At 40.7% G+C, this 13,500-nt stretch carries 6 protein-coding genes and 1 pseudogene; 6 read left to right on the top strand and 1 reads right to left on the bottom strand.

Annotated elements, in window-relative coordinates; all coding sequences use genetic code 11:
* Positions 1 to 96 precede the first annotated feature (96 nt).
* From DWW23_RS17330 to DWW23_RS17350, 5 genes are all read left to right on the top strand, one after another.
* Complete coding sequence (locus tag DWW23_RS17330; RefSeq protein WP_122354528.1) at positions 97 to 693, top strand: RNA polymerase sigma-70 factor; 597 nt, start codon at positions 97 to 99, stop codon at positions 691 to 693.
* Between the two features lie 144 nt (positions 694 to 837).
* Positions 838 to 1,977 carry a FecR family protein gene (locus tag DWW23_RS17335; RefSeq protein WP_122354529.1) on the top strand — a complete coding sequence of 380 codons (1,140 nt, stop codon included), beginning with the start codon at positions 838 to 840 and terminating at the stop codon, positions 1,975 to 1,977.
* Between the two features lie 65 nt (positions 1,978 to 2,042).
* On the top strand, positions 2,043 to 5,573 hold the full coding sequence (locus DWW23_RS17340) for a TonB-dependent receptor (RefSeq protein WP_122354530.1): 3,531 nt from the start codon (positions 2,043 to 2,045) through the stop codon (positions 5,571 to 5,573).
* Between the two features lie 17 nt (positions 5,574 to 5,590).
* A complete protein-coding gene (locus DWW23_RS17345; RefSeq protein ID WP_122354531.1) occupies positions 5,591 to 7,474 on the top strand; it encodes a RagB/SusD family nutrient uptake outer membrane protein in 1,884 nt (627 codons plus the stop codon).
* Positions 7,475 to 7,611: 137 nt separating this feature from the next.
* Positions 7,612 to 11,217: a glycoside hydrolase family 38 C-terminal domain-containing protein gene (locus DWW23_RS17350; protein WP_122354532.1), complete on the top strand. Its 3,606-nt coding sequence runs from the start codon at positions 7,612 to 7,614 to the stop codon at positions 11,215 to 11,217.
* 243 nt (positions 11,218 to 11,460) lie between these two features.
* Here DWW23_RS17350 and DWW23_RS17355 read toward each other — a convergent pair.
* Positions 11,461 to 11,901, bottom strand: a pseudogene (locus tag DWW23_RS17355) (DUF302 domain-containing protein); the annotation flags it as partial.
* 397 nt (positions 11,902 to 12,298) lie between these two features.
* Between DWW23_RS17355 and DWW23_RS17360 the strand changes: the two are divergent.
* Positions 12,299 to 13,492, top strand: a complete 1,194-nt coding sequence (locus DWW23_RS17360; RefSeq protein WP_122354534.1) for a 6-bladed beta-propeller — start codon at positions 12,299 to 12,301, stop codon at positions 13,490 to 13,492.
* Positions 13,493 to 13,500 lie beyond the last annotated feature (8 nt).

The following is a 13,500-nucleotide window of genomic DNA, read 5'->3' on the forward strand; positions in this document are numbered from 1 at the left end:
TCTACTCTATGGCCTAATTAGTGACTAGAAAAAACGATCGTTTTTTCTAGTCATTTTAAGTATACTGGGAATAAAATTCAAAGTTTACGATTTCTGATGGACATAAATGTACGGCAACTAAAAGAGAGTAACGAACAGATATTTAAAGGTATAGTAGAATCATATTGGCCGCGTTTACATAAATTTGCTCAAATTTATGTATTGGATAGAGAAGCCGCCAAAGAGATTGTACAAGATACCTTCCTCATTCTGTGGAAACAACGGGAAAATCTGGACGATGAAACTTGCCTGATAACTTATTTAATGGTAGTATGCCGAAACAAATGTCTGAATTATTTGAAAAGTCTGCAGTTTGAAAAGGTTGAAATAAATGAATTGACAGAATCGGCTATTTATCAGCGGAGTAATATTTATGTATTGGAAGACGATTCACTAGAGATTTTAGTAACAAAAGAATTAGCTTCGGCTATAGAAGCATCACTTTCTAAACTACCTTCCCGTACAAGAGCTATTTTTATGATGAGCCGTTATGAAGGTCTTAAGAACCGGGAGATAGCCGAGCATCAGAATATAACGGTAAAAGCTGTTGAATTCCACATAAACAAGGCATTAAGTCATTTGAGACATGATCTGTCCCAGGAATATTTTATTTCCGTTGTTTTTGTTTTCTTGTATCTCATCTTAAAGAAATAATTACTTTAATATTGTTGCTGATTTTCAGACGTTTATTTGTCGTCTGAAAAAAATATTCATCAAAAGTCAAAAAAAGATTCATTTTCTGTTAGGGTAAAATTAAAAAATGTTGTTCCTCTTCCATCTGACATCAAAAGAGGATATATGGACAACAATTTAATTATACGTTTTATAGAACGGCAATGTACATTGGATGAAGCTCGTGAAGTTCTTCGCTGGATTGAAGCCAGCGAAGAAAATAAGGCAGTTTTCCGGAATATGCAGGCTGTGTATGCTTCTATCAGTATCGATAGCGCAGACCGTACCGGGAATGTGGATGCTGAAGATGTACAACAGATCATGAAAGAGATAAGTCGGAAACGTTATCGTTTGGCTACTTATATCGGTGCGGCTGTTTGTTCGGCTGCTGTTATCCTGTTTGTCGTTTTATTCCCTTTCGAACAAAAAGATCGTTATGAATATGAAAAGGCTTTAGCCGGAATTACGGATAAAACGGAGATCACATTGACGGTAAGCGATCAAAAGGAGATAGAGTTGTCCGATACATCCGTTGTTGCCTATGATAAAAAGGGACAGATCGTGATCAATGATACGGTGACTGTTCCGAAAGAGAAAAAAGATAAAAGTGATCTGAATACAATCTATGTCCCTTATGGTAAACGTTCAACACTGATTCTGGCAGATGGCTCCAAAGTCTATCTTAATTCCGGCTCTTCCTTGGTTTATCCGGTTGTCTTTGCAAAAGATAAACGTGAAGTTTATTTGGATGGCGAAGCCTATTTCGAAGTATCCAAAGAATCCCAGAGAAAATTTATCGTACAGACAAGCTGTAAAGCTATAGAAGTATTGGGTACAAAGTTCAATGTTTCAGTCGATAAAACGCAGAATTTATTTGAAGCGGTATTGGTCACAGGTAAGATTGGCCTGGAAAGTAATGCCGGTAAAATAGAACTTACTCCTAATCAATATTATGTCTACCAATCAGACTCCGGCCTGGATGAATTAAGAACAGTGGATGTCAGAGATTATATTTCTTGGATAGAAGGACGGTTGAGATTTAATCGTGAGCCTTTGGAAAAAGTGATCCGTAAACTGGAAAAGTCGTACAATATAAAAATCGAATTTTTTAATCCTAAATACCTGGAATATCTGATATCAGGAAATCTTGACCTAAAAAACACCGCAGAGGAAACGATGGATGTCCTGATGAGAATTCTTATTCCGAACTATAACCCGCAAAAACAAAAATTATTCTTGATAAAAGATAAAAAGTCATCCATATAAAATTGAAGCATTATGAAAGACTGTGTAAAAGGAAAATTATTGTTTAACAAAAAGAATCTATTATTATGGGAAAGAAGTCTAGCATGAGAAAAGCTGTTCCGCATGAACGGGGACCTTGGAGACGATTTTTGGCCGTAGGGCTATGTGGTTGTGTATCACTGACCATGTATGCAAATGTCTTGAAATCGCAGGTGAGTTTATCGTTCAACAATACTACATTAAAGAATGCACTGGAACAGCTTCAGGAGCAAGCTGGTGTTAGCATCATTTATTCAAATAATGTATTGAATGATGAGGCTGTTGTAAATCTTAATTCCGGAAATGTATCATTGGAAGAGGCTTTACACCTATTGCTGCTTAATCAGAATTGTTCGTACAAAGTAGAAAACGGGCAAGTAATATTGTTTCCTGTAGAGAAAGCACAGCCAACAGTAGCTGTTGTTTCTCAGGAAGGTTTTAAGGTCAAAGGTAGTGTTTCCGATGCATTCGGCCCTTTGGCAGGTGTGAATATCATGGTAAAGGGAACCATGACAGGTGTTATATCTGATGCGGATGGTAATTTTGAGATTACTGCCCCTTATTCAGGAGCCAGCCTGATCTTTTCTTATATAGGTTATCAGCCTCAGGAAATAAAGATCGACGGGAAAAAGATGCTGGCTGTTACATTGGTGGAAGATACCAAAGCATTGGAAGAAGTAGTAGTTGTAGGTTATACGACTCAGAAAAAAGCCACAATTACCGGTTCTGTATCAACTATCACTACTAAAGATTTAAAACAAAGCCCGACTGCAAACCTGAATAATGCCCTGGCCGGTAGAATGCCCGGTTTGATGGCAAACCAATTCGGTGGTGGTGAACCTGGTGTGGATAAAGCTGACATTCGTATCCGTGGTATGGGTACTTACGGAGACAAATCGCCGATCGTTATTGTCGATGGTGTTGAACGCGACATGAGTTATCTGGCCCCTGAAGAAATCGAGACATTTACAATTTTGAAAGATGCTTCTGCCACCGCTCCTTATGGTGTACGTGGTGCTAACGGTGTTATCATTGTTACGACTAAACGTGGTAAGGCTTCTGAAAAACCGAGTGTGAATTTTAAAGCATCGGTAGGAACGAATGCCCCGGTTAAATTCCCGACTTATTTAGGATCTGCAGACTATGCAACCTTATATAATGAAGCAATGATAAATAGTAATCCGGGAACAGATCCTTCAAAGTTGGAGCTGTTTACACAGGATGCTATTAATAATTACAGAATGGCAAAAGGAGATAATTCCGATGGTTTAGGTTATAACTGGGATTATTTCGATTATGCATTTAAACCGGGTATGCAGCAGGATTATAGTTTGTCTATCCGAGGTGGTTCCGAGCGTGCACGTTATTACGTGATGGCCAACTATTATTCTCAGAGCGGAAACTATGAGCATACGAATTTGACGGAACATGATACACAGGCACGGTTTAAACGTTATAATTTCCGTGCGAATGTCGATGTCGATATCACAAAAGATTTTTATGTGCGGGTGGATTTAGGTGCTCGTATCACAGATCGTCATGCTCCGGGAACGACAGCTTCCCAAATCGTTAGTTTGTGTAATACATTGCCTCCCTATTTACCGATCACACTCCCTGACAATGATAATCCGGATAATGAAGATTATGTATTGAATAATCCGTATGGTATGCTATATGGAGACTACAAACATCGTAAAAATATTTTAGGAGAGCTGTCAAGAACCGGATATTTGGTTGAAAAGAATACTTATCTGAACGGATCGTTTGCAATCGGACATAAACTTGATTTTATAACGAAAGGTTTGAAAGTGGAAGGGGTGTTCTCATACGATGCATCTGAAGGTAACTGGGTCAGACGGGAACTCGGGAATCGTTCGGATGGTTATATGAACTTTACTAAATATGCCACATTCCAGCCGGCAGAAGGTAGTTACGGTTCATATTATATGAATAATTCGAATTATACAGGTAAGTATGTCTTAGGAAATCCCTGGTATGACAAAGATGAGACAATCGGAAATGCATTTAGCCATAATGCAGCTGAAAGTAAGACCTATTATCAGTTAAAGCTGGATTATATGCGTACATTTAATGATCATGACGTTACGGCTATGGTTTTATTAAACCGTTCGAACCGGAGTTATGATAATCGTGTAGCTTATCGTTACCAGGGATTGACGGCAAGGGCTACATACGCCTTTCAGAATAAATATTTGGCTGAATTCAATATCGGATATAATGGTTCTGAAAACTTCGCTCCGGGTAAACGTTACGGAACGTTCCCTGCCGGATCTATCGGATGGGTTATTTCCCGTGAAAAGTTTATGCAGGGTGCTGATAAATGGTTGAGCAATCTGAAATTGAGAGCTTCATACGGTTTAGTAGGTAGTGATAAAATTTCTGATAATAACGACGATCGTTTTGCTTATCTGCAATTCTTCAAGGAAGGAGATAAGTATTCATATGGTGTAAATGAATTCGGAAACGAGTATAGTGCATTGAAAGAAGGTAATTTTGCGAATCCCAATCTGACTTGGGAAAAAGCACGCAAGTTGAATATCGGTATCGATGCATCTTTCTTCAATGAACGTCTGACTTTCTCAGCAGATTATTTCTATGAACATCGTTATGATATTATTACCAATTTAAGCGATGCCGGAAAATTAGGATATCCGGGAATAGTCGGAAAGGATGCGCCTTTTGTTAACTCCGGTATTGTGGATAATAGAGGTATAGACTTTGAAATCGGTTGGAATGGTAATATAGGAGATGATTTCCGTTATTATATCAAGCCTAATTTCACGTTTGCACGAAATAAGATTACATTCATGAATGAAGTATCGTATGATAACGAATGGCGTGCAAATACCGGTAAGCGAATCGACGAATATTTTGTTTATGAAGTAGATCATTTCGTGTATGACCAGGCAGAAGCCGATCGTTTGAACGCAATGAACAATGGAGAAGGTTTCCAGCCTTGGGGTACATTATATCCGGGTGACGTCGTTTATAAGGACTTGAATGGAGATGGAAAGATCGATGATGAACACGACCGTCGGGCAATGGGTAATCCTCGTACTCCGGAAATTCAATTCGGTATTCCTCTCGGTCTTCAGTATAAAGGTTTTGACGTAAGTCTGTTATTCCAGGGAGCTGCCAACTCCAGCATTTTGCTGAATGGTGCAGGTGTATGGGATTTCCCGCAATATGATCAAGACCAGATCGGTAAGGTAAAACCAATGCACTTAAACCGTTGGACTGAAGAGACCAAAGATTTTGCTACTTATCCTCGTTTGACGATTGGTAAAAATGACAATAATAAGAATTCAAACAGTAGTTTATTCTTATACAATGCTTCTTATTTGCGTTTGAAGAATGTTGAGATTGGATATACTTTACCTAAAAGCGCTATTCGTTTTGCCGGATTACAGAATGTCCGTTTTTATGTACAAGGTATGAACCTGGTTACATTTGACAGTCTGGGTGATGTGGATGTTGACCCTGAAACAAAAGAAGGAGACGGAGCTTGGTATCCTATCCAGCGCATATTCAATTTTGGTGTTGATATTACTTACTAATTTAATAACGAACAACAATGAAGAAATTATATATATTAGCCGGTTTGGTGGCAGGATTATTAGGTGTGACATCCTGTGATGATTATTTGGATCGTGCGCCGGATGACAAAACGACTGAACAGCAGGTTTTCAGCCGTTATGAAAAAGTAGAGTCTTTGGTGACCGACTTATATGCACATGCAAAATATGCACAGCATCCGTTGATTTACTTTAATCACTTCAGTTTGTCCAGTATTTCGGATGAATGTAGTGCCAGTAGCCATGAAGGTGCAATTCCTCACCAGTTTCATACAGGGAACTATGGCCCTTCGCAGGGAATGCCTTCAGGTAGTAGTGCAGGACAATACTGGGATGATCTGTATTCTACCATCCGTTCATCCAATATCATACTGGAAGGTGTTGAAAAATATAACACACCGGACAATCCGCAGGATGGACGTACAGGAGATTTAAAAAGACGTATTGGCGAAGTGTTCTTCCTGAGAGGTTATTTGCATTTACTGTTGATTCGTTCTTACGGTGAAGCTGTTTATGTAGATCATGTGATAAATCCGGGGGATGACATGACTTTCGAGAAAGAATCGTTCCATTCGATGGTAGAAAAGATTTGTGCAGATGCCGACTCGGCTTATAGTCGTGTCGATAGCTGGAATGGCGGACAATATTTCGGTCGTGTAGATAAAGGAGCCTGTTTAGGGTTGAAAGCCATGGCTCGCTGGCTTGCAGCCACACCTCTTTGGAATGGGGGCGAGTTGCCTAACGACAATCGTTTGTTCAAGTCTGAATACGGTTATGACCAGAAACGTTGGGAATCGGCAAGAGATGCAGCCAAAGCGGTTTTGGAGTGTACAAAAGAAGACGGTTCTTTACGTTATAAGTTATATGAAACGTATACAGAGGATGACTTCAGGGATGTGGACGGAAAAACCGATACGAATAATAAAAAAGTTCAGCAGCGTTTGTGGCAGATGATGTTTGATATGAATGCTATCCAGGATGAATGGGTTTGGTTCGTAACAAAAGATAAAGACACAGGCTGGTCCGGCGACGTATTGCCTCCGTCACAAGGTGGTCATGCCCGTCAACGCCCCTTGCAGGAACAGGTAGATGAATATGAGTATATCGGCCCGGATGGATATGGTTATCCGGTTTATTGCAATCATGCAGAAAAAGATGGATACGATGATGGCAATCCTTATGAAGGTATTCAACGTGATCCGCGTTTATATCGTGATATCCGTTATCATGGTTCCTGGTATGGAGGTAACCAGTTGAATACGGCTGAAGGCAATGATGCTGTGGCCGGTAGTTATTTGGATCAGGCATCTCATACTGGCTACTATTTGAGAAAGTTCTATAAAGACGGTTGGGACCGCGGTCATGGTGGTCATACTATTAACGGACCGGCTATTTGGCGCTTACCGGAATTCATTTACATTTATTGTGAGGCCGTTAATACGCTGTCAGGTCCTAATGAAGAAATTTATAATTTGATCAACAAGGTACGTGCCCGTTCTTTTATGGCACCAATGCCACCGGCTGCTAAATCGGATAAAGAATTGATGCAAGAATATATACAACGTGAACGTCGCGTAGAGTTATTCTATGAAAATAATCGTTATTGGGTTTCCCGCCTTTATCTCCAACCCGGGGATTATAGCACAACTACTAACGTGAAGGCTACGGAATGGCCGTATCCGAAAGATCTGCGTCAGTCTCATGGTATGAAGCCGGTAGAAGACCCGAATGGTAAAATTGAAGTGAATGGGAAAAAATATCGTATGGAGCGTTTTGTCGTAGAAGACAATCGTGTGTTTACAGCTCCGAAATCATATTTGTGGCCCATTATGCAAGAAGAGTTGAAAAGATGCCCCTCTCTAGTACAGAACCCTGGCTGGTAAGATAGGCCAGAACTGATTTGTGTTTTTAATTTGATGAAAAGCCTGCTGTTTCAATTGAGCGGCAGGCTTTTTTTATCAATAGATCCGGTGAGATTAAATAATTCATTATACATTTGCAGACTTAATTTTTTAGACAAATGAAATTATCATTAGCAATCCTTTCGCTCGCAATCCTTTCGAGCGGGAATGCCTCGTTTGCCCAAACCGACAAACAAGACAAAAAGGCGAAGGCTTATATGGTTGCCGACGCCCACCTGGACACCCAATGGAACTGGGACATCCAGACAACGATCAAAGAGTATGTTTGGAATACGCTCAGTCAGAATCTATTCCTGTTGAAACGCTATCCCGACTATGTGTTCAACTTCGAAGGCGGTGTAAAATATGCCTGGATGAAGGAATATTATCCGGTGCAGTATGAAGAGATGAAAGAGTATATCAAGAACGGCCGTTGGCATATCTCCGGCAGTAGCTGGGATGCGACGGATGTGCTGGTGCCTTCTACCGAGTCGTTTATCCGTAACATCATGCTCGGTCAGGAGTACTACCGGAAAGAGTTCGGTGTGGAAAGCACGGATATCTTCCTGCCCGACTGCTTTGGCTTCGGCTGGACGTTGCCGACGATCGCTTCCCATTGCGGACTGATCGGTTTCTCATCCCAGAAGCTCGACTGGCGTAACAATCCGTTTTACGGAAAAAGCAAACATCCTTTCATGATCGGTATGTGGAAGGGAGTGGACGGCGCCTCCATCATGCTGGCTCACGGATATGACTACGGCAGAAGATGGAAAGACGAAGATCTGTCCGAAAGCAAGTATCTGCTGGACCTTAGCAAACGAAATCCGTTCAATATTGTTTATCGTTATTACGGAACAGGCGATACGGGCGGTTCACCTAATCTTGCCTCTGTCCGTTCCGTTGAAAAAGGTATTAAGGGCGATGGTCCGGTAGAAGTGATCAGTGCCACCAGCGACCAGATGTTCAAAGACTTCATGCCTTATAGCAAACATCCTGAACTGCCAGTCTTTGACGGCGAACTGTTGATGGATGTGCACGGAACCGGTTGTTACACCTCCCAAGCCGCTATGAAACTATATAACCGCCAGAACGAAGTCCTGGCAAATGCCGCCGAGAATGCTGCTGTCGCTGCAGACTGGTTGGGAACGGCTACTTATCCGTTGAATACACTGACTGATGCCTGGAAGCGGTTTATCGTTCACCAGTTCCATGACGACCTGACGGGAACGAGTATTCCCCGGGCCTATGAATTCTCATGGAATGATGAATTGATCTCCCTCAAACAGTTTGCCGGTGTATTGACATCCTCCGTGAGTGGCGTAGCCAGTCAGTTGGATACCCGTGTAAAAGGTACTCCGGTTATCCTTCATAATGCGCATTCTTTTCCGGTAACCGATCTGGTAGAAGTTGTACTGGATATGCCGAAATCACCGAAAGGGGTGACCGTTTATGATGAAAAAGGAAAGAAAGTAGCCACCCAGATGCTTTCTTATGAAAAAGGAAAAGCCCGTGTGTTGATTGCAGCTTCCGTTCCGGCAAGCGGCTATGCCGTTTATGATGTGCGTGAAGGAGGTTCGGCAACCCGTGCGGTTTCTTCTGAAGCGAACACATTGGAAAACTCCCTGTATAAGATACAGCTGGATGGAAAAGGAGATATCATCTCTCTTTTCGATAAGAAGAACAATAAAGAACTGGTGAAGGAAGGCAAAGCAATCCGTTTGGCTCTCTTTACGGAGAACAAATCGTATAACTGGCCTGCCTGGGAGATTATCAAAGAAACGACTGATAAAGAACCGATCTCTATCACCGGAGATGTGAAGATCTCTCAGATCGAGAACGGGGAGTTGAGAAAGTCTCTCTGTATAGAAAAGCGCCACGGAGAGTCCGTATTCAAACAATATATCCGTTTGTATGAAGGAAGCCGTGCCGACCGTATCGACTTTTACAATGAAATAGACTGGCAATCGACCAATGCACTGCTGAAAGCCGAGTTCCCGTTGAGTATCGCAAACCCGGAAGCAACCTATGATCTGGGTATCGGAAGCGTTAAGAGAGGAAATAATACGCTGACAGCCTATGAAGTGTATGCACAGTATTGGGCAGACCTGACGGATGCAAGTGGTTCGTATGGCGTATCTGTCCTGAATGACAGCAAGTACGGTTGGGATAAACCGAACGATTATACGCTCCGGTTGACTTTGCTTCATACACCGGAAACAAAGGGCGGTTATGCTTATCAGGATCGTCAGGACTTTGGTTACCATACATTTACTTATAGTTTGCTGCCTCATGCCGGAGCGTTCGAGAAAGCACAGACGGGTGTTTCTGCCGATAAGTTGAACCAACCGATCATGGCTTTTGCAGCTAATAAACATACCGGCCGTCTGGGTAAATCTTTCTCTTTTGTCAATTCGGATAACACAAGTGTCGTTATCAAGACGCTAAAGAAAGCCCAGGCATCCGACGAACTGGTAGTTCGTGTATATGAAACCGGCGGAGTGAAGGAACAGACTGCCGAAATTTCTTTTGCAGATGCGATTGTCAGTGCAAGCGAAGCCGACGGAACAGAGAAGACAATAGGCAAAGCAGCCTTCAATGGTAATAAGTTGCAGGTATCTATCAAGCCTAATTCGGTGAAAACCTTCAAGGTTAAACTCAAATCGTCAGATGCTCCGGTTGATAAACCCCTATATGCAAGCCTGGCTCTGGATTATGATAAAAAATGCGTCAGCTGGAATGAATTCCGTCGTGAAGCAGATTTCTCTTCCGGTTATTCTTATGCCGCAGAATTATTGCCCGATTCGATCGTAATCAATTCCATTCCGTTCATTCTGGGTGAAAAAGAAGCAGCCAATGGTCTGACTTGTAAAGGGGATACGATAGAGTTGCCGGCAGGAAACAATTATAACCGCGTTTACTTCCTAGCTGCATCGAGAGAAGGTGACAACGAAGGTATCTTCAGACTGGGTAAAACGGAACAGACGATAACAGTTCCCGAATATACAGGCTTTATCGGCCAATGGGGTCATACGGGCCATACGGAAGGTTTCCTGAAAGAGGCGGAGATCGCTTATGTAGGAACTCACCGTCATGCTCCGGGTGGAGACGAAGCGTATGAATATACTTATATGTTTAAATTCGGTATGGATATTCCCAAAGGGGCAACCCAATTGATTCTGCCGGATAATAAAGATATTGTATTGTTTGCTGCAACAGCAGTGAAAGAAGAAAATCCGCAGGTTTCTCCGGCTTCTGCACTATTCCGTACGGCCTTGAAATCTCAGAACGGTAATAAGGCAAATGCTCCGAAAGTAAATCTGATGAAAGGGGCAAAGGTGATTGCTTGTTCAGGATTCGTCAATGATGAAGAGTCTCCCGAACGTATGATCGACGGAGATACGCAGACGAAATGGTGTGATATTACCGGTATGCCTAATTATGCAGACTTCGATTTGGGAGAAAGCAGGAAGGTCAGCGGTTGGAAACTGGTGAATGCCGGGCAGGAAAGTCATTCTTATGTAACCCGTACTTGCTTCCTTCAGGGAAAGAATAGCCTGTCGGAAGAGTGGAAAACGTTAGGACGTCTGGATGACAACCGTAAAAATGAAGTGACCGGTTTGTTAACGAAACCTGAATCGGTTCGTTACATCCGTTTACTGATTGCTCAACCGGCGCAGGAAACCGGTAGCCGCGATGCTCGTATTTATGAGCTTGAGGTTTATTGATGGATTGAGGAACCTTCTTGTTTGTGTTGTCAATATAGTAGTTTTGTAATACAAATACAATTTCTTTCTAATCCAAATACCCTTATCTTTTATATTTTTGACCTGGGTGCTAAACGTTTTTGACCTGGGTAGTAAACGTTTTCGACCTAGGTGCTAAACGTTTTTGACCAAGGTCAAAAATATGGAAGATAGTATGCTTTATATTAGAACACTATTGTTTTTGAACCAGAAAGTAATAGTCTTTTACTTATCCTCCTTTATTCCGGCTGCCTGGTAGACTATATTTTCCAACAATTCCTGCATCTTTTCGATAACCGGTTCTTTCTCCAATCCGTACTCCGAAGCTAATCGTTCCATTTGAGGGAAAGAAGTCCATACTTTCCCATTCTTATCTTCCCATACCGATATCTTTAGTGGCAATTCGATGGAAATAGCCGGATTTTCCTGCATCAGCTTGGTGCCGACTTTAGGCGAACCGAATACGATTACCTGGTTCGGGCGTAGTTTCAGACCTGCTTCTTCCGCATTTTTCCCATGATCGAACTTAGCGAACACCGGAATATCCTTTTTATGCAGTATCAGTTCGATACGCTTCATTGTTTCGTCTACACTGAATTTGCTTTCCTGATTATTCATATTACTTCCTCCTTTTTGTGCCAGTGCTGCCCCTGCAATCAGAAGCCCTGCCAGAATTGATATATACTTTTTCATATTATACTTCTATTATCTGTCATTTCCCTGCAAAAATAAAAGAATAACGTATTTCTTTAGATAACAGTTTTACCTGTTGATTTGTCAATTTTACCTGGAGATAATTTTATCCTGTATCGAACAGAATTATTTATCCATGTAATACCTATTTTATCGTTTTTCTTGTTAGGGTAAATTGAAAAAAAGTTGTTCTTCTTTAGAATCTTATAAATTAAAATTCTATTATGAAAGAAAGAATTGCCTATTGTCTTTTACTGATAGTTTGTGTACTTGCCTATTTTAAGGTTCTTCAAGCTGATTTTCATGCAGGATAGTATGCTCCTGTCATGGATATGAATTTCTTGATGTTGTATCTAATTAATATATAACGATGAATAAAATTTTAGTAGGAATTCTTGTGATCTCTTTGTCTTTTGCGGCATGTCATAAATCATCTCAGGAATCTCAAAAAAAGATTACTAGCTCTATTTCTCTGGCATGTGTAGAGGAACCGGTGGAAGTTCATATTGATTTAAACAAAGACTGCTTGCCTTATGATAGTTTGATGACTGAAATCAACTATGTCAAGTTAGAAACTACGGGTGATAATCTTATAGGAGAAATTTCTCAACTTTTATTTGTTGATGATAAAATCATTGTAGTGGATAGCTGGAAATCTAAAACGATTACGGTTTATGATATGAAAGGCCATTATCTAAATCAAATAGGATCACTAGGACAAGGTCCTCAAGAATATGCTTTTTTTACCCATGTTTCATTAACTCCGGATGAAAAAATGCTTGTTGTAACAGATATGGGCAGTACCAGCTTAAAATATTATACTATAGATGGTCAATTTGTTCAATCTGTAAAATGCCCATATTGGTTTTCTTCTAGCGAATTTGTAACAGAGAATTTGATTGCCGGATATGATTCAGAAGGGAATGCTATATCAGACGAAAACGAATACTATAAGCCGCTTTTGGTTGTTACAGATTTATTGGGAAATGTTTCTTCTTCAGCTTTTCAGAGTTATTATAGGAAGGAATATACGAGTACAATTTCCAAACCGATTCGAAAATTTGGGGATCAGGTTCTATATAATAGTCCGAATACAGATTCTATTTATCTGTTGACCCCAAATGGTATTGAGCTAGCTTATCATTTGAATGTAAAAGGAGCTAAACCAATGATACTAAATGAAGATATAACAGATGATTTATTGAGAGAACATCGTCGAAATAATCCATTTTTCAATGGAGATTTTATAAAATTGAAGGATGGCGCTATATTTCATATTTTTGAATCAGGATTCCCTGGGTACCGTTTTGGAATTTATTCAAATGCTAAACAGCGTACTTTTTGTTGTAATGACATTCGCTATAGTCCTTTTTTATGCTTTTTTGATGCACCTAAAGCTCGATTTGGTGATAATACGGTAGTTGTAGATGCTCGTCCGGATATCGTTCTTGCTTATAAAAATGAATTATACAAACTAGGGAAAAAGGAGGAAATAGATGAGTTTTATAAAGATTTGACTGAAGACAGTAATCCTGTCTTGTTCTTTTATGAGTTAAAATTCTAGTTCTACAA

The organism is Parabacteroides sp. AF14-59, assembly GCF_003479515.1.
GTDB classification, from domain to species: domain Bacteria; phylum Bacteroidota; class Bacteroidia; order Bacteroidales; family Tannerellaceae; genus Parabacteroides; species Parabacteroides faecis.